The sequence below is a fragment of the Bacillus sp. FSL K6-1006 genome, assembly GCF_038593175.1.
Taxonomy (GTDB): domain Bacteria; phylum Bacillota; class Bacilli; order Bacillales; family Bacillaceae; genus Bacillus; species Bacillus safensis.
In genome coordinates this window covers 2,837,434-2,858,588 of the sequence record NZ_CP151970.1, presented here as the reverse complement: position 1 = coordinate 2,858,588, position 21,155 = coordinate 2,837,434, and the positions used below count along the sequence as shown (strand labels likewise).

27 protein-coding genes are annotated in these 21,155 nt (G+C 41.2%); 24 read left to right on the top strand and 3 right to left on the bottom strand.

Features of this window, described 5'->3' with window-relative positions; translation table 11 throughout:
- The first annotated feature begins 16 nt into the window (after nt 1-16).
- Nucleotides 17-850, top strand: coding sequence for an undecaprenyl-diphosphate phosphatase (locus tag NSS65_RS15000; RefSeq protein WP_025094210.1), 834 nt, complete (start codon nt 17-19; stop codon nt 848-850).
- A 374-nt stretch (nt 851-1,224) separates the two neighbouring features.
- A complete protein-coding gene (locus NSS65_RS14995) occupies nt 1,225-1,698 on the top strand; it encodes a hypothetical protein (protein ID WP_024423274.1) in 474 nt (157 codons plus the stop codon).
- Nucleotides 1,699-1,733: 35 nt separating this feature from the next.
- Here the strand turns inward: NSS65_RS14995 and bioB are convergent, their stop codons facing one another.
- From bioB to NSS65_RS14980, 3 genes are all read right to left on the bottom strand, one after another.
- Nucleotides 1,734-2,729, bottom strand: coding sequence for a biotin synthase BioB (bioB, locus tag NSS65_RS14990; RefSeq protein ID WP_024425912.1), 996 nt, complete (start codon nt 2,727-2,729; stop codon nt 1,734-1,736).
- A 151-nt stretch (nt 2,730-2,880) separates the two neighbouring features.
- A complete protein-coding gene (locus NSS65_RS14985) occupies nt 2,881-3,231 on the bottom strand; it encodes a hypothetical protein (RefSeq protein ID WP_024425911.1) in 351 nt (116 codons plus the stop codon).
- 220 nt (nt 3,232-3,451) lie between these two features.
- The gene (locus NSS65_RS14980) at nt 3,452-3,829 is read right to left on the bottom strand and encodes a helix-turn-helix transcriptional regulator (RefSeq protein ID WP_065215243.1); all 378 of its coding nucleotides are present in this window, start codon (nt 3,827-3,829) and stop codon (nt 3,452-3,454) included.
- Nucleotides 3,830-3,988: 159 nt separating this feature from the next.
- On the opposite strand from NSS65_RS14980, the gene NSS65_RS14975 reads away from it, so the two are divergent.
- The 22 genes from NSS65_RS14975 (at nt 3,989) to NSS65_RS14870 (ending at nt 21,146) form a co-directional block, all read left to right on the top strand.
- Nucleotides 3,989-4,252: a helix-turn-helix transcriptional regulator gene (locus NSS65_RS14975; RefSeq protein WP_098677625.1), complete on the top strand. Its 264-nt coding sequence runs from the start codon at nt 3,989-3,991 to the stop codon at nt 4,250-4,252.
- The gene (locus NSS65_RS14970) at nt 4,249-4,401 is read left to right on the top strand and encodes a hypothetical protein (RefSeq protein WP_169737554.1); all 153 of its coding nucleotides are present in this window, start codon (nt 4,249-4,251) and stop codon (nt 4,399-4,401) included. Before NSS65_RS14975 ends, NSS65_RS14970 begins: the two co-directional genes overlap by 4 nt.
- On the top strand, nt 4,379-4,621 hold the full coding sequence (locus NSS65_RS14965; RefSeq protein WP_080701215.1) for a hypothetical protein: 243 nt from the start codon (nt 4,379-4,381) through the stop codon (nt 4,619-4,621). The genes NSS65_RS14970 and NSS65_RS14965 overlap by 23 nt, the downstream gene beginning before the upstream one ends.
- Before the next feature lie 50 nt (nt 4,622-4,671).
- Complete coding sequence (locus NSS65_RS14960) at nt 4,672-5,073, top strand: hypothetical protein (RefSeq protein WP_034282500.1); 402 nt, start codon at nt 4,672-4,674, stop codon at nt 5,071-5,073.
- A complete protein-coding gene (locus tag NSS65_RS14955) occupies nt 5,070-5,276 on the top strand; it encodes an XtrA/YqaO family protein (RefSeq protein WP_024423268.1) in 207 nt (68 codons plus the stop codon). The genes NSS65_RS14960 and NSS65_RS14955 overlap by 4 nt, the downstream gene beginning before the upstream one ends.
- Before the next feature lie 127 nt (nt 5,277-5,403).
- Nucleotides 5,404-5,922, top strand: coding sequence for a sigma-70 family RNA polymerase sigma factor (locus tag NSS65_RS14950; protein ID WP_326135333.1), 519 nt, complete (start codon nt 5,404-5,406; stop codon nt 5,920-5,922).
- A gap of 152 nt (nt 5,923-6,074) precedes the next feature.
- Nucleotides 6,075-6,719, top strand: coding sequence for a phage terminase small subunit (gene terS, locus NSS65_RS14945; protein ID WP_070325950.1), 645 nt, complete (start codon nt 6,075-6,077; stop codon nt 6,717-6,719).
- A gap of 8 nt (nt 6,720-6,727) precedes the next feature.
- Nucleotides 6,728-8,029, top strand: coding sequence for a PBSX family phage terminase large subunit (locus NSS65_RS14940; protein WP_162176180.1), 1,302 nt, complete (start codon nt 6,728-6,730; stop codon nt 8,027-8,029).
- Entirely contained in the window at nt 8,026-9,483 is a 1,458-nt protein-coding gene (locus NSS65_RS14935; protein ID WP_111926623.1) for a phage portal protein, read from the top strand. The genes NSS65_RS14940 and NSS65_RS14935 overlap by 4 nt, the downstream gene beginning before the upstream one ends.
- Before the next feature lie 38 nt (nt 9,484-9,521).
- Nucleotides 9,522-10,610: an XkdF-like putative serine protease domain-containing protein gene (locus tag NSS65_RS14930; protein ID WP_326135334.1), complete on the top strand. Its 1,089-nt coding sequence runs from the start codon at nt 9,522-9,524 to the stop codon at nt 10,608-10,610.
- 22 nt (nt 10,611-10,632) lie between these two features.
- Nucleotides 10,633-11,556, top strand: coding sequence for a phage major capsid protein (locus NSS65_RS14925; RefSeq protein WP_081124729.1), 924 nt, complete (start codon nt 10,633-10,635; stop codon nt 11,554-11,556).
- Between the two features lie 13 nt (nt 11,557-11,569).
- The gene (locus NSS65_RS14920) at nt 11,570-11,953 is read left to right on the top strand and encodes a DUF3199 family protein (RefSeq protein ID WP_024423261.1); all 384 of its coding nucleotides are present in this window, start codon (nt 11,570-11,572) and stop codon (nt 11,951-11,953) included.
- Entirely contained in the window at nt 11,950-12,306 is a 357-nt protein-coding gene (locus NSS65_RS14915) for a YqbH/XkdH family protein (RefSeq protein ID WP_326135335.1), read from the top strand. Before NSS65_RS14920 ends, NSS65_RS14915 begins: the two co-directional genes overlap by 4 nt.
- A complete protein-coding gene (locus tag NSS65_RS14910; protein ID WP_070325947.1) occupies nt 12,303-12,800 on the top strand; it encodes an HK97 gp10 family phage protein in 498 nt (165 codons plus the stop codon). The genes NSS65_RS14915 and NSS65_RS14910 overlap by 4 nt, the downstream gene beginning before the upstream one ends.
- A 4-nt stretch (nt 12,801-12,804) precedes the next feature.
- Complete coding sequence (locus tag NSS65_RS14905; RefSeq protein ID WP_326135336.1) at nt 12,805-13,260, top strand: phage portal protein; 456 nt, start codon at nt 12,805-12,807, stop codon at nt 13,258-13,260.
- Nucleotides 13,247-13,459, top strand: coding sequence for a hypothetical protein (locus NSS65_RS14900; RefSeq protein WP_034282476.1), 213 nt, complete (start codon nt 13,247-13,249; stop codon nt 13,457-13,459). The genes NSS65_RS14905 and NSS65_RS14900 overlap by 14 nt, the downstream gene beginning before the upstream one ends.
- Nucleotides 13,460-13,462: 3 nt before the next feature.
- Nucleotides 13,463-14,809: a phage tail sheath family protein gene (locus NSS65_RS14895; protein ID WP_041107583.1), complete on the top strand. Its 1,347-nt coding sequence runs from the start codon at nt 13,463-13,465 to the stop codon at nt 14,807-14,809.
- A gap of 1 nt (nt 14,810) precedes the next feature.
- Nucleotides 14,811-15,254, top strand: a complete 444-nt coding sequence (locus NSS65_RS14890) for a phage tail tube protein (RefSeq protein WP_024423257.1) — start codon at nt 14,811-14,813, stop codon at nt 15,252-15,254.
- Between the two features lie 525 nt (nt 15,255-15,779).
- Entirely contained in the window at nt 15,780-16,220 is a 441-nt protein-coding gene (locus NSS65_RS14885; protein WP_012011040.1) for a phage portal protein, read from the top strand.
- 41 nt (nt 16,221-16,261) lie between these two features.
- Nucleotides 16,262-16,399 carry a hypothetical protein gene (locus tag NSS65_RS14880; protein WP_095357030.1) on the top strand — a complete coding sequence of 46 codons (138 nt, stop codon included), beginning with the start codon at nt 16,262-16,264 and terminating at the stop codon, nt 16,397-16,399.
- A complete protein-coding gene (locus NSS65_RS14875) occupies nt 16,400-20,485 on the top strand; it encodes a transglycosylase SLT domain-containing protein (RefSeq protein WP_326135337.1) in 4,086 nt (1,361 codons plus the stop codon).
- On the top strand, nt 20,478-21,146 hold the full coding sequence (locus tag NSS65_RS14870; RefSeq protein ID WP_041085438.1) for a LysM peptidoglycan-binding domain-containing protein: 669 nt from the start codon (nt 20,478-20,480) through the stop codon (nt 21,144-21,146). Before NSS65_RS14875 ends, NSS65_RS14870 begins: the two co-directional genes overlap by 8 nt.
- Nucleotides 21,147-21,155: the final 9 nt, after the last annotated feature.

The following is a 21,155-nucleotide window of genomic DNA, read 5'->3' as shown; positions in this document are numbered from 1 at the left end:
GAAAGGAAAGAAAATCATGAATCTATGGGATTTATTCGTGGCACTGGTTTTAGGAATTGTCGAAGGATTAACAGAGTACGCACCTGTTTCATCTACAGGTCACATGATCATTGTCGATGATCTTTGGTTAAAATCAAAGGAAATTATTACGCCAGAAGCGGCCAACACATTTAAAGTCGTGATTCAGTTAGGCTCAATTTTAGCTGTCATGATCGTGTTTAAAGATCGTATTTTAAACTTATTGGGCTTAAAGAAAAATATCACCGAAGAGCAAAAGCGCAGCGGGCATAAACTGACCATCGCCCAAATTGCAGTTGGACTTGTTCCAGCCGTCATTTTAGGATTTCTATTTGAAGATTATATTGATAAATACTTATTTGACGTCAGAACAGTCGCTGTCGGTTTGATTTTAGGGGCAGTTCTGATGCTTGTCGCTGACTGGATCAATAAACGGAAAACAGAAACAAGCTCTGTCGATAACATGACTTACAGACAGGCGCTTTATATTGGACTGTTTCAATGTTTAGCATTATGGCCAGGATTTTCGCGCTCAGGTTCGACGATCGCAGGCGGGGTTATTCTTGGTTTGAATCACCGTGCTGCGGCAGACTTTACATTTATCATGGCGATGCCGATTATGGCAGGAGCAAGCTTGTTAACCCTTGTGAAAAATGCCGAATATTTAACACCGGATATGCTGCCATTCTTTATCGTCGGCTTTGTGAGTGCGTTTGTTGTGGCTCTCTTTGTTGTTCGATTCTTCCTAAAACTGATCAATAAAATCAAACTGGTGCCTTTTGCGATATACCGAATTATCCTAGGTGTGATTTTATTTATCCTGTTCATGTAATACTGTAAACTACTCTTTTATAAGAGTAGTTTCAGCGTGTAGACAAATCCTCGCATTCTTTGTCAGTCCTGCGCGCTGGTGCTCACGAATGTCAAATTCGCTCCGCGCCAGTGCTCGTCCTTCCTAGACTGCAAAGGTTTTCTATCACGCTGAAAAAAAGACAAAGAGCTAAAATAAACATCATTTTAGCCCTTTGTCAACAATCTGAAAAAACTACTCTTTTATAAGAGTAGTTTTTTTGTGATTTCGCCTAATTAAACAGTAAAAATACTCTCTTAATTGGTAGAATAAGAATTTTTTTCATAAATTAGTGTTTAAGAGACAGATGAAGGGGTAGTACATAAACATACCAATTAAAGGAGGAGTTAGAAATAATGAGAAAAACAAGCAAAATGTTTGTTGGTTCTGTCATCGCTACGTCAATGATTGCTGCCCCTCTATCTCTTACGACTTTTGGTCAAACGGCTGAAGCTGCTACAACAACAGGTGTTGATGGAAGTGTCTCAATTGATCCAGTAGCCATTGCCGATAAAATTGAACAAGCAGTAAAATCATCTCAAAATCGTGATGGATTCGTAAAAAATGCGGCATACAGTGCGTTCTATGAAGCAGGTCAAAACTACAACGTAGTTGTCCAAAACTTAAGCCAAGACCACGACTTTAGCGGTCTGAACAATGTTGTCTACTATGATAGTGTTGAATATGACGGTATTACGTTTGGTATTTGGGTATTTGAAGATGGTACGTTTGTCAACAATGGTGACGGTGGATATATTAACTGGACGTTTGTTGGCAGCTTTGACCGAGAAGATGGAAGCGGAACTGTCGATTTTCATAAAAGATTCTAATCTTAAAAGTCTGCCGGTGAATCGGCAGACTTTTTTTATAACGCACATTCTTCTATTTCAAACCCTAAATCCTCAATGATGTGATGATCCGTTTGGACTTGCTGGCCTTTTGTTGTTAAATAATCACCAACAAAAATGGAATTTGCGGCATACAGTGCGAGCGGCTGGAGTGTCCGTAAATTAAACTCTCTGCCTCCAGATACCCGAATTTCTTTTGTTGGGTTGACAAATCTCATCATTGCCAGCACTTTCAATGCTTTGATCGGGTGTGTTCGTTTTTGATGCTCAAGCGGTGTTCCTTCGATGGCATGAAGAAAGTTGACTGGAATTGAATCCGCATCAAGTGCTCTGAGCGCAAAAGCCATTTCAACAATTTGCTGATTGGTTTCACCCATTCCAATAATGACCCCTGAGCAAGGTGACATGCCAGATTGTTTGACCTGCTCAATGGTCGACACGCGGTCATCGTATGTATGAGTTGTCGTAATGTGAGCATGATGATCATGATGTGTATTGATATTGTGATTATACCGATGAACACCCGCTTCCTTCAGCCGCTTCGCTTTTTCTTCATTTAATAACCCAAGACAGGCACACACTTTCAAAGGCATCGTTTCAGTGATTTCCTTGACTGCTGCTGTGACTTCATCTAATTCCCTATGAGAAGGCGCTCTCCCGCTTGCCACAATACAATAAGTCCCGGCTTTTCTTTTGAGAGCCTCACGCGCACCAGCTACAATGGTCTTTTGATCAAGCATTGTATATCTTTCAACCGGTGCTTTTGAAATCATCGACTGTGAACAATATCCACAGTTCTCAGGGCAATATCCACTTTTTGCGTTAAAAATCATATTTAATTTCACCTTTTTTTGAAAAAAATGAAATCGCACTTGATAGGCTGCATGCATAATAGGTAACAATTCTCTATCGTCAGCTTCAAGAATGTCTAGCCCCTCTTGCGCCGTGATCGGTTCATTTTTCATCGCCTTCTCCGCTATTGCTTCCCAAGACAAAGACAGCTGCTCTCTCATCATTAATGCCTCCTTAATATGTTAACCTATTTTTATTAAAAGTTAACATATTGTACGGATGTTGGCAATCATGATTCAGATGAAACCAACTCTAAACACCAAAAGGCGATGACTTCATGTCATCGCCTTTAGATATGTAAAGCTAGATTGCTTATCGAACAGTAATATAGTTAATCACAAGCTCGCCTAGTGAATTATAGTAGGAAACTGTCACAGAACCGCGTTGTACAGCGCGAATCCAAGTGAAGTTTGGAGCCGTTTGATCTAATTGAATCGCATACGTTGCACCCGACACAGAAATTTGGCTTGCTGGAAGAGAGACGGCGATTGAAGAACCTACAGAAAGCGTACGGTTCACCGTAATTACTTTATTCATAATAGGAGCTTTTGCTATGACTGGTTCTTTTGGCTGTGCAGCTGCATGAGCACCTTCAGTTTGAGAGAATGTAAGAGCACCTACAGCAGCTAAAGACAATGTACAGATTTTCATGAATTTTTTCATCGGTAACACTCCTTTTTTTTGGTATATACATATATTAATAATAATAGAATTATTTGTCAATTAAAATATGTGAAAAAAAGAGTAATTATGGCGAAAATTGTCACATATTATGTTGGAAAAGACATGATTTTTTATTCATATGCTATTTCTTTTTTAAGGGAAAAAGAGGTATAAAAAAAAGCTGGGTTCGTCCCAGCGTAAAGCAGATGAAAAGAGATGATCAATTGTCGTCTCGCTTTTTTGGCTGACGACCTTTTTGCTTCTCTTTCTCTCTAATGTAGTTAATAAAATCGATGGTTTGTCTTCGTGCTTCTTCGGAAAAATCTGATGCTGCTTTAAACGCAATTTGCAAATCAGGATCGTCTGCAAGATCGTCATCGGGCCTGCCTTTGTCCTTACCTGTGAGAAGATAATCGGTTGAGACCCCATATAATTCGGCAATTTTCACAATCATTTCACCGTCGGGTTTTCTCAAGCCGTATTCCCAGTTTGCATAAGTGGACATCGCCTTTAATCCGAGTTTTTTAGCAACTGTTGACTTGCTCCATCCATTCTTCTCTCTTAATTCAGTTAGAATCTTCCCAGTCAAATTATCCATCAGAAACACCTTTTTTCATGTTATGAGTAAATTTTATCATGAATTACACGGAAAAGATAAATAAATACACAAAAAGAATAAAAATGTGGTTGACTTACTCGTTTTGTGTATATTATCATAATGAATATAACTTACACATATTGAGTAAGAGGTGGAAAGATGAAACTTGAAAATTTACGAGAAGAGCGCATATTGCAAGGAAAAACACAAACCTATATGGCGAAAAAATTGGGATATAAGTACACAAGCGGCTATGCGAATATCGAAATGGGCAGAACGAAGCCTAGCTTAGAAATAGCAAAGCATATTGCAGATCTGCTGAATACCGGGGTTCAAGAGCTTTTTTTTGGCCAAAAGTTACACGAAAAGAGTAATTGTTTAAGAGAAGATCGGTTCTTAGAAAAGGGGAGACGAACAGAATGAATATTGAACATCCAATGGTGACTCAGATAAGTGACTTTGGTTATCCAAAAAGTTATTGGTTATATGACATGAAACGATATGGATACCAAACAGAAATTGAGGACAGCTTGGAGGGAGCTGAAGAAGATGAGACATCAGCTGACGTTTGATGCTAGAAAAGAAGCGCAGCTTTGTTTAGACCAAGCTGGCGGCTGGATCGCCTTTCATCATCAGACACCGATGTTTGTTTTTGCCACATCAGAAGAGAAAGAGACATATATGACCCTCCTGGAAGCTAAGGTTGATGATACAAAAAAGGAGGAATCAGGTCAACGTGAAACGATGGAAGCAAATCATGACATTTTTGAAATGCTTGCTCAAAGCGAGTAAAAACGAACAAGACATCCGCCAGTGTGCAAAGGATGACGGGAGATCATAACATGGTCATCCATTTAATCATTGAACATGAGCATTTGTTAACAAAAGAGACATTGATGAAAAGAATACGATCAGCTGCAAAAGGGCAATGCCCGCAAAAATTAAAAGGCGCACTATCACTTGAAATTCGTTTATTTGATCACATGCCGTTTGATATAGCTGACTGCCAAAAAAAGCGTACATACGCAGAAAAAGGGTTGATACGCCCAGTACACGTCAGCATCTTTCAGCCGAATCTACAGCATATTCAAGAAGCACTTCATTCTATAGCCGATGAAGTCCCTCTGCAGATGGTCGATTTAAGAGTTTCTCAGTTTTATAGTATGTGTCCAAGAGTTGAAATCATTATCAATACGGTAGGTGGTGGCACGAGGCCAACACCAAAAAAGGAGACAAGCAGATGAACGAGCCAAAACAACTATTCATTCAAGAAAACCAAACATTTGTCGGTGAGATGGAAAAAGGAAAAATTCAAGTCATCGTGTTAGATGGGAATGTAGGAACGGCTTATAAAATGGATGTACCTGAACATGGAAAAACCATTATTCAAACGGCAAAAGGTCATTTTGCAAGAGTAGATCACGAGATTGGTTTTAAAATCAGCTAACTGACTGAACACATCAAAGCACAATATGTCCAAGACGGAAAGCCTGCGGACACTGATCAAGACCCTGCTAAAAGGGGACTTGATTGGTGTCCGTTTTTTTATTTTCTTAAAAAGGGAGAGAGCCAATATGCAAGATTTACTCATTGAATATAAAAGAGCTTTAAAGAATGCTAGAAAACAATATGAACCATTTAAAGAAAAAGAAGAACATCAGCTGTCCGTTCAAGACAAGCATGATAAAAAAATGATTGCCAGTATGGTAAGCGATCTGGAATACGTAGTAGAATGGCTTCAAATCGGAAGAGAGCCAGGCGCGCGCAGAGGATTAGACAGACGTTCAGTCTATCAGCGTACCATTCTCGCAAATCCAGAAGTGTTAGAGGCTTTATCACATGAATATACCCTTATTCAAGAGAAAGAAAGAGAAGTCAGTGAGAGAGACAAAAAAAGAATTGATGACGCTTTGTCTGTTTTAACAGATCGAGAAAAGGACGTATTCTTTATGCACACAACACAAGGGTTATCGTTTAGCGAGATTGCGGACATGCTGGATGTCAAAAAAGGAACTGTGCAAAAACATATGGAAAGAGCGCGGACGAAAATGTCCAAAAAAGTACAAGAACGCCTATTCAGAGTTGCTGAATAGGTGTTTTTTCTGTTCAAAAATAAATCAGCTAAAGCTTGTCTTACAGTTGCCACCTATAGTTAGAAAGACCAAACGAATGTTTGCTAGCCCTACACAAATGATTCCTTCAGAGGGAATCATTCGAATTAAAAGGAGGCGGCAGGTGAATGTAAATGAAAGATAAACGGATAGAGGCCAAGCAGGATTATATGAAGGGGATGACGTACCAGCAAATTGCTGATCATTACAATGTCTCGATCCATACCGTCAAATCGTGGAAAAGACGATACGGATGGCAAAGACAAAAAACTTCGTCAAAGCAAGCACACTCGATTTTCAATCAATTTCTTTCAGATGAAACGATTGAAATCATGGAGAAAATGGATGGACGCACATCGCTTGATTTAATCTGGGACCAAATTCAAATTCAATATGCAGCCATTATTCGGGCGCAGCGAATCATGTATGTAGCAGATCAAGAGGACATGATCAAAGAGCTGAAAAAGGCGGCATACATGCCTTCTTCATTAGAAGAAACAGGCGAAGGCATTCAGACAGAACTAGACATGACCTCAGAAGAATACTCGTTTCAATTTTCATGGGATCGGCATGCGACGTTTTTAAATGCACAATCCCGTGCAATGGGTGAACTCAGGCGTTTAATAAAACAGTTTGAAGAGCTCGCACATGCGAAGGATGAACGAAGATTAAGGCTGAAGCAAATTGAACTGACGATCGAAAAAACGAAAAAAGCAGTGCGTGAAGAAAAAGAGGAAGATCTTCAAATCATGATCAAGCGAAAAGAGGAAGACTCATGACGCCATTGATTGAAAAAGAAGTCAATCCTCACTTTGAACACTTTCTATTCGATTGGAATCAAAAGTTTCAATTTTTAGTCGGAGGCTATGGCTCATCCAAAAGCTATCACATTGCTTTAAAGCTTGTCTTAAAACTGCTGGAAGAAAAGCGGACAGCACTTGTCATTCGAGAGGTGTATGATACGCACCGCGAATCAACCTTTTCTTTATTACAAGAAATCGTTAGCGACCTCGGCATCGACCACGTGGTGAAGTGCCGAAGTTCGCCGCTTGCACTAACGTTTCGAAACGGCAGCAGCATCTTATTTAAAGGACTGGACAAGCCTGAAAAATTGAAATCGATCAACAACATCTCGATCATTTGGATTGAGGAATGTTCAGAGGTTTCTTATGAAGGTTTTAAAGAGCTGCTTGGAAGGCTGAGGCATCCATCCTTACCGCTTTATATGATGTTATCGACGAATCCCGTTGGTCAGGATAATTGGACGTACAGACATTTTTTTCGAGATGAACAGCTGAAGCGATTTGTTTTAGATGACGAAACATTATACAAAAAGCGAACCGTTGTCATCAAGGATACGTATTACCATCACTCCACGGCGGAAGATAACCTATTCCTTCCTAAAAGCTACGTGAAGCAGCTGGATGAGCTGAAAGAGTATGACCCAGATCTCTATCGTATTGCGAGGAAGGGGTATTTCGGCATTAATGGCACAAAGGTTTTTCCTCAATTTGAGGTGAGAAGCCATTCTGATGTATTAGAAGCCATTCAGCAGATTGACAGACCGCTGAAACGAGCAGGCATGGATTTTGGATTTGTTGAATCATACAATGCGCTCATTCGGTTAGCTGTCGATCATGAAAAAAAGTACTTATATATTTATTGGGAATATTACGACCGCGGGAAAACAGATGATGAAACAGCCACTGACCTGCAAGAGTTCATTGAATCACAGGAACTGATTAAAGCTGACGCAGCCGAACCTAAAACCATTCACTATTTTCGGCAGCGCGGATTTCAAATGGTAGCGGCACATAAGTTCCAAGGCTCACGTTTGCAGTATACAAAAAAAATCAAACGGTTTAAGAAAATTATTTGTTCTGATGCTTGTCCATATACCATCTATGAACTTCAATCACTAACCTATAAGGCAGATAAGGATGGACGTCTAGAGGAAGATGAATTTCAAATCGATCCGCACACTTTATCAGCCATCTGGTATGCGCTGGATGATTATGAAGTGACAGATTTGAAACAGACCGCCTCAGAGCGTGTCCGTCCAAACAGAGAGAGGAGGTCCATACAATGAAACAATTGAAAGCAACCATTATGAAGGCAAACATGTCTGATCATACAAAACAAATGTATGCAGATGAATTTTCCTACGAAAAAGATGACATTGTTCCCCCGCCTTACAATATCAATGAATTAAAAAGCATGGCAGAATATTCAACCATTCTTCAGCAATGTATTGATGCGTATAAGACCAATATTTTAGGCTTTGGTTTTGGCGTAGAATATGCCTTTGACTATAATGCAGAAGGTGTGAAACCGGCAAAAAAGAAAGCAGCAGAGAAGGAATGGACAAGACTTGAAGAGTTTACGAAATACATGAACTATGATGAGTCTGCTGATGTGGTGCTTGGCTATGTCATCGAAGACCGGGAGAAAACGGGAAATGGTTTTTTAGAGGTTCTCCGAGATGGTCAGGGAAAGCCGGCAGGAATCGAGTATTTAGATGCGCTCCATATCCGTATTTGCAAGCTTAGTGAGCCAGTTGATGTTGAATTCCGGTATACAGAAAACGGCGAATTGAAAACAATGAATCGAAAGAAACGATTCCGTAAATATGTGCAGGTGATCAATGAAAAGAAAGTCTTCTTCAAGGAGTATGGTGATCCGCGCATTTTACATTGTGAAACAGGCAAATACGATGACACCACCCCAGAGCCGCTGCGCGCAACAGAAGTGATTCATTTTAAAATCGGCAGTGGAACGTATGGGATTCCCCGCTGGATTGGCAACATCGTCAATATGTATGGGGCACGCAAGGCAGAAGAGCTGAACTATCTTTATTTTAAACAAGGGCGGCATGTACCTGGTGCCATCATTGTCGAAAATGGAATGCTCTCTGAGTCTTCCTATCAGCAGCTTCAGGATTATATGGACGATATCGAAGGCTCTGATCATGCACATAAATTTCTATTGCTTGAAGTCGAAGGTCTCCCGACGGAAAAAGGATTAACTGGAGAAGAAGATGTCTCAAATGTCAAAGTGAACTTCAAATCTCTAGCAGAGATCTTGCAAGAAGATGCACTCTTTTTAGAATACGATGAAAAAACAAGAAACAAAATCCGCTCTGCTTTTCGCCTGCCGCCTATTTACACAGGTGAGTCTCAAGACTATAACAAAGCGACAGCCGATACGGCGCGAAAAACAACAGAAGAACAGGTATTTCAGCCTGAACGGCATCTCATCACAGGAAAGCTCAATACCCTTTTCCTGCCGGATCTTGATATTTGGCATGTTCGTTTCCTATTAAATGGTCCTGACTTTAGAGATCCATTAGAGATTGCCAAGGTTCTGACACCGTTTATTCAGGCTGGGGCAGTGTCACCAAACGATTTGCGAGATCTAGCAGGACGTATCCTTGGGAAAACGTTAGAGGAATGGCCGGAGGATCTCTATCACAGACCTTTAGAAAGCCGCATGACATCAGCCGAACAAGAGCCTCAACGAGAGGCGAATCAGCTGAAGAAATAAACCGAAGCGCATGCGCTTTTTTGAAAGGGGGTGAACATATGCCAAGAGAATTAAAAAACGCAAAAATTACGCATGTTTCCTATGTGGACAGAGCCGCAAACAAAAAGAAATTCTTTTTGATGAAGGCAAAGAAAAGCCAGCCTGACTTTCAAAAGGAGGTTAGTGTGCTGACAAAGGCAGAAGATGCTCATCGTCTTGTGTATGGTGTCGTGTATGAACCGAATACACCTGATGCACACCAAGACTTTATGTCTGCCAAAGAAATTGAAAGAGCGGCACATGGTTTTATGAAGGATGCCCGCCGCATTGACAAGCAGCATGATTTTCAACATGGTGTGGGCGAGGTTGTTGAATCATACATTGCCCCCGCTGATTTTGAGGTAGGCGGTGAGCTGATTCGAAAAGGATCTTGGGTACTTGTAACAAAGGCTTCCCAAGAGATTTGGGATCAAATCCAGAAAGGCCACATTACAGGGTATTCAATGGCTGGAACGGCGGACATCGTAGCAATAGAAGAACAAGATCAGCTCCTATCTCAAAGCACAAATGAGAGAGGGCTTTTTTCTTTGCTGAAAAATTTCTTTTTGAAAGAGGAAGGTGCAAACATGTCACAACAATTTTGGAGCGTTTTAGACCATCTGCTGGAAGCCTTACAGTCAAGTGATGGTGATGAGGCGGGTGTAAGATCAGCGCTTGAGCAATTGCTGCCAATCGTGCAGGACATTTTGAAGACAGAGGATGTGCTTCAAACGATTGGTGAAAGGCCAGCCTCCGTACAAAAACAAGATGCCGCTCTGACAACGGAGCAAGTACAAGAGCTTGAAAAAGCAAAAATGGCCATTGAAAACGTCTTACAGCAGGCAGAACAGCTAGAAACAGATCAAACAGAGGAAGAACCTGTCCAAAAGGTGCTTGAGCAAGTCGTTGCACCGATTCGTCATCAGCTTTCTTCCTTAGAGAAATCAGCCAGCAGAGAAAAAGCAGCGCTTGAGCAAGTGCTTCAGCAGCAGCTTTTGCCTATTTCAGAGCGGATTCACATGCTTGAAAAAGCGCGCGGCATGTCAAAACAAACAATCCACGATACACAAAACGACAGTACAAAGCCCATATGGGATGGCTTACTATAAGCCTAAATAAGGAGGAACCAGTGTGAGAAATCAAGAGTTGATTCGCAAGGCCGAAATGACACTTGCCAGCTTAAAAACCGGCGGTCTCATGAACGCAACCCAATCCAACACATTCATTAGAATGATGCAAAATACACCAACCGTTTTAAATGATGCACGTATCATTCCAATGGAAAGTGATTCACAAAAAATCGAAAAAATCGGCTTTGGCCAGCGTATTTTGCGCCCAGCAGAAGAAGGCAAAGCACTTGATGCGAAAGACCGTGTTGTCCCAGCGACAAGCACTGTCCAGCTAAATGCGAAAGAGGTCATCGCAGAGATTCATATGACCTATGACAGCATTGAAAACAATATTGAGAAAGACGGAATTCAGCAGACGATTATGCAAATGCTCGCTGAACGAGCAGCCGTTGACATTGAAGAGCTCATCGTCAATGGCGATACGGCTTCAGCAGATCCATTTTTAGCCCAAATGGATGGCGTGAGAAAACAAGCAGTCTCTCATATCGTAGATGCAAACGGAGCGGAAATCAGCCGCCAAATGTTTAAGCAAGCCTATAAAGCGATGCCGTCAAAATATTTACGTGTACCTCAGGATTTCCGTTTCTACACATCCCCAAGCTTAGAGGTTGAGTGGAAGGATCAAGTAGCAAACCGTCAGACAGGCCTTGGAGATGCGGCCATTCAAGGCGGACTTTCTTCTGCATTCGGTGTGCCGGTCAAAGGTCTTGCCAATATGCAGCCATATGACGAAGCGGGAACAGACGTATCAGATATTTTGCTGACACACCCTAAAAATATTATCGTAGGTTTCTCTCGTAATATTCGAATTGAAGTAGAAAAAGATATTCGCAGCCGTAAATTTATTATTGTCCTCACAGCGAAGCTAGACAGCAAATTTGAGGAAGAGGATGCTGTAGCAAAAGTGATGAAAGTGAAAGAGTAGGTGACGGCAGGCCATGATCATTTCTGCTGAAGAACTGCAAGCCTATTCTGTATTTGATCGTGTGAAAAATCGATCTGTAGAAAGACTGACAGCAGATATTATCGAAGCAGAAGCTGCGGTATTTCAGATCGTAGGTCACGATTTCTCAAGTGAAAAATATCAGCCCCTCCCTGAAAAAGCAAGAATCGCATTATTAAAAATGGCTCAATATTTTGCCATGCTGAATGATGACGAATCTATGATGAAAGGCTTTACGTCAGAAAAAATGGGCGATTATTCATATGCGAAGGCAGCTGATCAAGTGAAAGGCAGACCCTATGTATATGCCCTGCTTGTAGATTACATTGAACCAACATTGACCGGCGGCAGTGCCAAGTTAAAGGTGAGGTCATTATGAGCTATCAATCTCTATTAACAGATCGCTGTGATCTTTTTCATCTTGAACGGAAGGAGTCCGCCCGCGGGAAATACGGGATTCCAGCTGATGATTTACAAATAACACTTTCCTATCCCGATGCTCCCAGCCTGACCGATCTAGCTTGTTATGTCATAGAAAAGAACCAGTCACTTGTGCAAGAAGAGCCGAATACAGTCATTTATCAATCCTATCTTGTCCATTTTCCTTTAGCAACTGATATTCGTTTGCATGACAAAATGGTGTGGAATGGCGTGTCACTCAAATTACAGCAGCCTAAAAAAGTGAAAAATCATCACATCGAAGTGATGGCAGTCAGGAAGGAAAATCTATGAAAATTGATGGACTTGACCGGCTGATTTCACAGCTGCAGACAGCGGGTGATGGCGGCTTAAAGGCAGAATATCAAGATTGGCTGAAGGACATGGGCCTGCAGTTTTTAGACATCATTCAGGATGAATTAATCAAGGAGAATGCTGTTGATACAGGCCGGCTTCTTAGATCCTTTACACAAGGCGATAAGGAGAATCATTTTCTCATTTCAAAAGGCGGTCTCACACTTGAAGTGGGAACGCAGCTTGAATATGCCTCCTATGTCAATGATGGACATGCCACTTCTTCAAGTGGAGAGCGAAGATGGGTGCCTGGCAGATGGACTGGCAGCCGTTTTGAATATGATCCGAATGCAAGTACAGGAATGATGCTTGCCTCTCAATGGATTGATGGAAATGGCTACTGGGATCATGCTGTCATGCTCTATGAGCAAATGTTTGACCAGTCGCTGGATCGAAAGCTGCAAAGCTGGTTCGATCGACATTTTGGGAGGTGATGGAATGAATCAAGAAGTCGGGGCAATCATGCATTATATCTACACACACTTTCCTGTGACAATGTATGATCGTCTTTTGCCAGAACGCTTTCAAGTGCCATCCGTTTATGTGCCGCCTGTGACAGTGATCAGTGGGCCAGATACGGTCTCTACCTTTATGAAATCTTATTCGCTGCAAGTGAAAGTCTTTCATATTGATACAGAAAAAGCACATGATGCGGCAGAATCAATCGTTGATGCATTGCTTGCTGATCGTCAAATCATTCAGATGATGAGTGAAGACGGAGAGGTGCTTGATGATTATGTCCGCATAAAAAGAGTGGAAACAAGAATGATAGATCAAGGCGTAGCAGCGATTGTCCTGACGTGGGATAGCAGCTATTGGTATAACCGTGACAAACAGGCAAGCCTTGAAGATTTCAACTTTTCAGATGGGGTGATCAAACGTGAGCAAGACTAAACATGCTCAGCCTGCTCAAACAGCCGGCGAAGAAAAAGAATTTGGCTTTTCATTTGAAGCCTTAAAGGAGCACAGTAAGGATCTTTTTGGGGTCAAACCAGAAATCCTTGAAGGGGCTCTTTTTTATATCAAACATCAACCAATTACAAAAACAGAAGCGAAAAAGCACATTGATGCTTTTTTGTCCAAGGAGGTTTAAAGGATGAACGGAGGCACTTTTACACCAGGTACAGAGAAAAAGCGTCCTGGTATTTACTTTAATTTTAAAACAACAGCAGAGCAGCGAATTACTTTAGGCGATCGAGGTACAGTGGCACTTCCCCTTGTGATGAGCTGGGGAGAACCCAAAACCTTTATTTCCGTTTCAAATATGGAAGATTTAAATAAAAAGGTTGGACTCAACATTGATGATAAGTCACTTCTTCTTTTCCGTGAAGCAAAGAAAAAAGCCCAAACGGTCTTGCTTTACCGCCTAAATGAAGGAGAGCCGGCCAAAGCCGAAATTGCTGAAAATTTTGTCGTCACAGCAAATTATGGCGGCCTAAAAGGAAATGAGATCACAGTACAAGTCGCAGAAAATGTACTTGATAGCACAAAACGCGATGTGATCACTTATCTTGGAACAGATATTGTGGATAAACAGGTCGTTACTGATGTCAAAGACCTTGTGAAAAACAAATACGTTCAATTTTCTGGTGAAGGTGAAGCCGTCATCACAGCAGGTGTGGCACTAAGCGGCGGGAAAAACGGCGTGGCAAGTGTCGCAGATTATACAGCTTTCCTAGAAGCAGCAGAAACAGAATACTTCGATGTCATTGCTCTTCCAGTCGATAATAGTGAGCAATTAAAAGCAACCTTCGCTTCATTTATCGAGCGTCTACGTGATAAGCAAGGACGTAAGGTGCAAGGGGTTGTGGCTAATTATGCAGCTGACCAAGAAGGAATCATCAATGTGACAAGCGGTGTTGTACTCGAAGATGGAACCGAACTAACACCTGCACAAACAACAGCATGGGTCGCAGGTGCAAGTGCCGGAGCAAATTTCAATCAGTCACTGACCTTTGTTGAATACGAAGGAGCGGTCGATACATTAGAACGTCTTGACAATGATCAAGTAGAATACCGATTATCGCAAGGGGAGTTCCTTTTCACCTTTGATGCGAGAGATCGTACCGTGAGTGTTGAAAAAGATATTAACTCCTTGACAAGCTTCACAGCTGAAAAGAACCAGCAAATGGCGAAAAACAAAATCATTCGTGTGCTTGATGCGATCAACAATGATTTAACATTCGAATTAAAAAATCTGATTAAATTACGCAAAGCCAATGGCAATGACATTCCAGCATCAGATGATGGAGTACAGCTTGTGAAAACACTGATTACCCAGTATCTCACACAGCTTCAAGATGGCAGCGGCATTACAGGCTTTAATTCAGAAACAGATATCGTAATCGGGCTCAATGAAGATCGTGATGGATTTATCATCGATTTAGCGGTTCAACCAGTAGATGCAGCAGAAAAATTCTATTTCAATGTGGAGGTGAAGTAAGATGGCTTTTAAAGCGCAAAATACAATTTCAGGTAAAGAAGGTCGTCTTTTCTTAGAAGGTGAGGAGCTTGCATTTATCAAAACCTTCGAAGCAAACGTGGAGAAAAACAAATCAGAAGTCAACGTCATGGGCCGCCGAATGACTGGACATAAAACAACGGGAGCAAACGGAACAGGAACGGCAACATTCTATAAAGTTACGTCCCGTTTCGTTCAATTAATGCTCAATTATGTGAAAAAAGGAGAAGATCCATATTTCACTCTTCAAGCTGTCATTGACGATAAATCATCAGGCCGTGGCACTGAGCGTGTCACATTATTTGATGTCAACTTTGATTCTGCTAAAATCGCTGGATTGGATGTTGATTCAGAGGCGCTTGAAGAAGAAGTTCCTTTCACATTCGAGGACTTTGATCTGCCTGAAAAGCTGAAGAATACATTCTAAGAAAAGTGGAGGAAATTAGCTAATTAATTAGCAAAATAATAACTGAATATGCTATAATGCAGTTGTAATACAACCGTCTTGAAGCCGTCTAAATTTCGTCTGGTGACGTCTTGTATTCGATTCATTAAAATATGTTTACATGCAAAGCGATTTGCATAAAATAAAAAGAAGCCAGGATGCTCTAACATCCCGGCAATGTACAATGAGGCCCTTCAAGGGGCTGGCTTATCGAATAGGTTCTTTAGGTAGACTTCCCTTTAACCTTCCACAGCTCAAGGGGGAGTCTATTTTTTGTCTATATACGTCAACAAAGTAAAGATAAACATCCCGAATAAAAGCATAAGGGAAATCGCTTCAAATGTTGACATATGCATCACCCCCTTTCTATTGGGGATGAGCCAGACGCCCTTGAGCAAGCCGTTCAATTGTACAATTTAAATATACATGAAAAGATTGGAAAGCACATTCAAAAAATGGATGTGCTTTTTTGCATTCAAAAAAACATAACAAAGGGAGTTTTTAAACATGAGTGAAAAACAAACATTTGATCTTTCATTTTTTATGCCGGGGCAAACAGTAGAAGCGGAAGAAGTCAAAGTACCGATTTCTAAGCGTTTTGTTGATAAAAAAGGGAATGTCATTCCTTTTGTCTTTAAAGCCATTACAACTGAACGTATTGATGAATTGGAAAAAGAAAACACAACCTTCAAAAATGTCAAAGGCAGAGGACGTGTGAAAGACTTAGACAGCCAGCGCTTCTACGCACGTATTGCGATTGAATCGACGATTTATCCAGATTTCCGCTCAAAGGAATTAAGAGAAGCCTACAGCACACAAGATCCAGTTGAAGTAGCAAAACGTGTTCTGTCAGTCGGCGGTGAATATGCGAACTGGTTAAACAAAGCGATCGAAATCAACGGATTCGAAGATGAAATTGAAGATTTAGAAGAAGCAGCAAAAAACTAATAAAAGGTGGGGATAAAGAAGCGGTGTTTTTATATTACGCAATGCACGAGCTTCACTACTCTCCATCTGAACTCCTGGAATTATACGAATCACCAAGACCGTTCAAAGCATTCCTTTTCGGACTCATCAGCTACAAGCTAGACATGCTAGAAAAAGAAGCAAAGAAAGGAGGTAAATAATTGGCGAAACTTACAGCACGATTTGAATTAGAAGACCGGGTGTCGAAGAAGTTATTACGCATTCAAAAACGATTTCAAACGTTTGAGAAGCAGCTCAAACCATTTAGAAAACCAGTGAAAATAAGTCTGGAAATGGATGAAAAGAAATTAAGAAACCTCACTTTATCGCTGCGGAAAGTTTCAGTATTTTCTATGAGGCTGGATCAAGGAATCTATCGGGATCTAAAAGCATTGAACAATCAGTTAAATATGATTCCAAATCATCTGGTCATATCCTTTCAAGCGAAGGGGCTGGATGTCATTAAATCCAACATAGATCGTTTGAAACAAATGGGGACAAGTCCCATTATGCTGACGTTTAAACTAAACGATCAATTGTCAGTGAAAATGTCATCGATCAAAAAATCAATCCTTCAGCTCATCAACAGAACGTACTATATGAGATTAAACATGGTTGACCAAGCCACCGCTGCAATTCAACGAATCAAAAAGACACTCAAAAGCTTGACGATGTCCAAACACGAAATCAGAGTGTCTGTTCAAGACAATGCAAAAAGTAAGCTGAAAAAACGAGATCAGGCAGAGTCTGTTGTGAAAGAAAAGAAAGTAAAAAAGCAACCTAATGCAACTGCTGCTACAAAAACGAATGAAAACAAACAGAGCTGGTTGGGTAATTTGGGAAATAAGGCCCTAAAAGAAATTGAAAAATATGCAGGTGACGTTTCAGATAAATTGAAGGAAAAATTGAGTCCTAGAAACTTTTGGGATAATAATGCACTCCCTTGGATTGAAACGAAAATCGACGCATACAAACAAGAAGTGATCGGACGAATTAGTGAGAAGATTAAAATCAATCCTGAGGAGTATTTAGACAAATGGTTTAACAAAGGCTTAGATTTGATCCTTGGTCCGAAAAATCAATCAAGCGAGAACAACAGTAACTCTTCAGCTCAAAATCAAACGACTGAAGCATCAACAAATTCAACTCCTAATACGCAGCCAAATAAACAAAAAGGAAAAGGTTTGTTTCGTAATAGCTGTTGCCCTTGTTGTGCTCGAGGTTTAAGCAGGCGTGGTTCTAATAGAACTAGAAATAGAAATGGCCGTGCTCAAAGGCAGCCCACAAATCCTACCGCCACTTCTAGAGCTGAAAGAAATAGAAGACCTCCAGGTAGACTAGGAAAACTGAAAACAAATGCAGGTAAGATTTTTGAAAAAATCCCTAGTGGATTGAAGAAAACTACAGGCATAGTAGCCTCCGTTGCGGGACTTGCTGGACTGATGAAAGGTAGCGGCGGGTTAAGTAGTTTAGGCGATTCATTAAAAAATATAGGTAGAGGAAGTAGTAAGTTATTAAAAAGAGTGCCTGTATTAGGGAACTTATTAAGTGCAACAGATTTAATAGGAACAACCAAAGAAAACGTTGGGGAAAAAGTAGGTGGTTTCTCTGGAGGTCTTGCAGGAGGAGTTAGTGGAGCTGCAATTGGTCAGGCTCTAATTCCAATACCATTTGTAGGAGCTGCAATCGGTGGTGTTGCTGGAGGCATGGCTGGCACTTTTGGTGGATCAAAATTAGGGGAGATATTTGATACTTCAAAACTTAAAGAGAATATTTCAAACACTTTATTTAATGGCGAATGGTGGAGTGAAAAGTGGGGGAGTGTTAAAACTTCTGCAGAAACGTCTTTAGGAAACTTAAGTGAGAAATGGGAAGATATAAAAACTACAGCATCGAATACACTGTTCAATTCAGAATGGTGGGCAGAACAAGCTGGATACGTTACAGGAGTTTTAGAATCTACTGTCTTTAATGGCGAATGGTGGAGTGAAAAATGGGATGCTATCAAGGACTGGACTCAAGAAAAGTGGGATAGTGCCGTCGAAATATGGGATTCTATTAAGAGGAAACTTAGTGAGACCGTTTTCAACGGAGATTGGTGGGGAGAGAAGTGGGATAATGTAAAGGAATGGACCAAAGAAAAATGGGATGGTGCCGTCGAAATATGGGATTCTATTAAGGGGAAACTTAGTGAGACTGTTTTTAACGGAGATTGGTGGGGAGAGAAGTGGGATAATGTAAAAAAATGGACCAGAGAAAAATGGGATGGCGCAGTCGACATATGGAATTCAATTAAAGGGAAAATTCGTGAAACGGTCTTTAACAAAGATTGGTGGGGGGAAAAGTGGGATAACGTAAAAAGTTGGTCAAAAAGTAAATGGGAACAATCAAAAACAATTTGGTCAACTGCAAAAGCAACTATATCTTCAACTTTATTTAATAAAGACTGGTGGTCAAGTAAGTGGAGTAATGTTCAATCTTGGGGTAAAAATATTTTAGGAGATTCATGGGATTTACTCAAAAGTGAAGGCGCAAAACTCGTTGGTAGGCATATTGTGAAATTTGAAAAAGGTCGAGAAAACGGGAAAAAGGATTTTAAACCTGGTAAAAAAGCCACAGGCGGTTATATCACCCAGCCAACCTTATCATGGGTTGGTGAAGCAGGTAACGAATTTGTTATTCCAACTCAAAATAACCGAGGACGCGGAAAGATGCTGCTTGCTCAGGCTGCTTCTCATCTTGGAATGTCTGTTATGCCAAGCGGAGCAGCTGGAAAAAAACAAGTATCAAGCTCCCCAGCTCCTACAACTGCATCATCTTCTGTAGGTTCAATGAGCGGAGGCGGATCAGTCTCAATGAATGCGAACATTCAAGCCTCTAGCATTGGCGAGCAATTTAATAACGATTTTGAACAAGGATTAAATCGTAAAGTCATCTCTCTTGATCAATGGAAACAAAAGAATATTCAGCAGCCTTTTGGTCAATTGACATCAGACTCAGGAAAGTATGGTCAGCAAACGGTTTCTGCCTTTGCAAACGGTCAGCAGATGACACCAACAGGAACAGACAGCTTCTTGCAAAGTCGTGTAAAAACACCATACCAACAAGTCATGACAGCATCACCCACTTGGGGTTCTGGAACGGTTAGTGGTTTTGCAGCAGGCCAAAATGCCACATCAATTGGCACGAGCCAATACGTAGATCAAAACATCAAACAACCATTCCTGCAAGCAAAACAAGAATCACCAGGCTGGGGTTCTGGAATGATTGACGCCTTTAACAGCGGCATGCGTTCCAAAGGAAGCGAAGTCACGCAAGCGGCCAAAGAAATGGCGAAGAAAGTAGAGCAGGCGTTTAGAGAGGAATTAGACATTCATTCCCCTTCACGTGTCATGATGAGTCTTGGGAAATTTGCATCGATCGGTGTCGTCAAAGGGCTCGACTCAGTTGATGTGAAAAAATTTGCTGAAAATCAGGCTGGTTCATTAATCGGTGCCTTCAGCGGTATGGGAGCTTCAGGGCTTAATGTTCAGCAATGGCTCATGGCGGCTATCATGGCAACTGGTACATCAATGAGCTGGCTTCCAGGTCTGATGACCATCGCGCAGCATGAGTCACGTGGAAATCCGAGAGCGATCAACTTATGGGATTCCAACGCCAAAAAGGGAACCCCTTCTAAAGGCTTAATGCAAACCATTGGAACGACGTTTAACGCCAATAAAGGCAAAGGCATGAATGACATTTGGAACCCAATTCATAATGCCGTTGCAGCTATTAACTACATTAAGGGAAGATATGGAACAGTCTTCAACACGCCGGGATTACGAAGTATGAGAAGAGGCGGACCTTATAAAGGCTATGCAAATGGCGGATTGATTACTCAAGAGCAGGTGGCTAGAGTCGGTGAAGGAAATAAACGCGAATGGATCATTCCAGAGGAAAGAGGCATTCGCGGAAGGTATTTATTGACGCAGGCAGCCAAGGCACTTGGGATGCAAGTATATGATCCATCAAATGCATCTGCTCCTTTACCGAAAGCACAGATGCAGCAAGTTACCTCAGCTCAGTCTACTGGCAGTACAACATCGCCAGGTAATAAACAGATTACGATTCAATTCAATGGAGATCAGCATTTCCATAATGGACAAGATCAGCAATCGCTAGTCGAAAAAATTAAACAAATGCTTGTAGATGAACTAGAAGTAGAGATTCATACAGGAACGAAGGGGGTCGTAATTGATGGGTAAATCAGTGTATCAATTGTGGATTTCCCAAGGAAAGGACAAGTTGCGATTCCCTGTCCTTCCATCCGAACTCGAAATCACAAATAACGTACAAAATGAAACGGTAAAGGTCGCCTCTTTTGGAGAACTGACCTTTATTGACGTACCATCGGCTAAACAAGTATCATTCACCTCATTATTTCCTAAGAAATATTCGCCGATTGCTGAATATAAAAACATTCCATCACCAGAGAATGCGATCGCGAAAATTGAACGAATGATGCGTTCAAAGAAATCCGTGCGGTTGATTGTAACTGGGACAAAAATCAATATGACGTGCAGCATTGAAAGCTTCACCCACAAGGAAGGGTCATATGATATTGGAGATCGTGAATTTACGATCGAGTTAAAGGAATACAAAACTGCATCTCCTAGGAAAATAAAACGTAAGAAAAAAGCAAAACAAACGAAAAAGAAACGACCTTCAAAAACACCACCAAAAATGTACACCGTCAAAAAAGGGGATACGTTATGGGCCATTTCTGGCAGGTTTTATGGCGACAGTACAAAATGGCGGCGTATTTGGAATGCCAATAAATTAGCGATGATTAAACGTAGCAGACGCAATATTAAGCAGCCGGGGCATTGGATTTTCCCTGGACAAAGGTTAAAAATACCACAATAGGGGGGCTGG

What these genes read in the sequence shown, in the direction of transcription:
- NSS65_RS15000 (WP_025094210.1), top strand. Translation starts at nt 17, where the DNA reads ATGAATCTATGGGATTTATTCGTGGCACTGGTTTTAGGAATTGTCGAA.
- NSS65_RS14995 (WP_024423274.1), top strand. Translation starts at nt 1,225, where the DNA reads ATGAGAAAAACAAGCAAAATGTTTGTTGGTTCTGTCATCGCTACGTCA.
- bioB (WP_024425912.1), bottom strand. Translation starts at nt 2,729, where the DNA reads ATGAGAGAGCAGCTGTCTTTGTCTTGGGAAGCAATAGCGGAGAAGGCG.
- NSS65_RS14985 (WP_024425911.1), bottom strand. Translation starts at nt 3,231, where the DNA reads ATGAAAAAATTCATGAAAATCTGTACATTGTCTTTAGCTGCTGTAGGT.
- NSS65_RS14980 (WP_065215243.1), bottom strand. Translation starts at nt 3,829, where the DNA reads ATGGATAATTTGACTGGGAAGATTCTAACTGAATTAAGAGAGAAGAAT.
- NSS65_RS14975 (WP_098677625.1), top strand. Translation starts at nt 3,989, where the DNA reads ATGAAACTTGAAAATTTACGAGAAGAGCGCATATTGCAAGGAAAAACA.
- NSS65_RS14970 (WP_169737554.1), top strand. Translation starts at nt 4,249, where the DNA reads ATGAATATTGAACATCCAATGGTGACTCAGATAAGTGACTTTGGTTAT.
- NSS65_RS14965 (WP_080701215.1), top strand. Translation starts at nt 4,379, where the DNA reads ATGAGACATCAGCTGACGTTTGATGCTAGAAAAGAAGCGCAGCTTTGT.
- NSS65_RS14960 (WP_034282500.1), top strand. Translation starts at nt 4,672, where the DNA reads ATGGTCATCCATTTAATCATTGAACATGAGCATTTGTTAACAAAAGAG.
- NSS65_RS14955 (WP_024423268.1), top strand. Translation starts at nt 5,070, where the DNA reads ATGAACGAGCCAAAACAACTATTCATTCAAGAAAACCAAACATTTGTC.
- NSS65_RS14950 (WP_326135333.1), top strand. Translation starts at nt 5,404, where the DNA reads ATGCAAGATTTACTCATTGAATATAAAAGAGCTTTAAAGAATGCTAGA.
- terS (WP_070325950.1), top strand. Translation starts at nt 6,075, where the DNA reads ATGAAAGATAAACGGATAGAGGCCAAGCAGGATTATATGAAGGGGATG.
- NSS65_RS14935 (WP_111926623.1), top strand. Translation starts at nt 8,026, where the DNA reads ATGAAACAATTGAAAGCAACCATTATGAAGGCAAACATGTCTGATCAT.
- NSS65_RS14930 (WP_326135334.1), top strand. Translation starts at nt 9,522, where the DNA reads ATGCCAAGAGAATTAAAAAACGCAAAAATTACGCATGTTTCCTATGTG.
- NSS65_RS14920 (WP_024423261.1), top strand. Translation starts at nt 11,570, where the DNA reads ATGATCATTTCTGCTGAAGAACTGCAAGCCTATTCTGTATTTGATCGT.
- NSS65_RS14915 (WP_326135335.1), top strand. Translation starts at nt 11,950, where the DNA reads ATGAGCTATCAATCTCTATTAACAGATCGCTGTGATCTTTTTCATCTT.
- NSS65_RS14910 (WP_070325947.1), top strand. Translation starts at nt 12,303, where the DNA reads ATGAAAATTGATGGACTTGACCGGCTGATTTCACAGCTGCAGACAGCG.
- NSS65_RS14905 (WP_326135336.1), top strand. Translation starts at nt 12,805, where the DNA reads ATGAATCAAGAAGTCGGGGCAATCATGCATTATATCTACACACACTTT.
- NSS65_RS14895 (WP_041107583.1), top strand. Translation starts at nt 13,463, where the DNA reads ATGAACGGAGGCACTTTTACACCAGGTACAGAGAAAAAGCGTCCTGGT.
- NSS65_RS14890 (WP_024423257.1), top strand. Translation starts at nt 14,811, where the DNA reads ATGGCTTTTAAAGCGCAAAATACAATTTCAGGTAAAGAAGGTCGTCTT.
- NSS65_RS14885 (WP_012011040.1), top strand. Translation starts at nt 15,780, where the DNA reads ATGAGTGAAAAACAAACATTTGATCTTTCATTTTTTATGCCGGGGCAA.
- NSS65_RS14880 (WP_095357030.1), top strand. Translation starts at nt 16,262, where the DNA reads ATGCACGAGCTTCACTACTCTCCATCTGAACTCCTGGAATTATACGAA.
- NSS65_RS14870 (WP_041085438.1), top strand. Translation starts at nt 20,478, where the DNA reads ATGGGTAAATCAGTGTATCAATTGTGGATTTCCCAAGGAAAGGACAAG.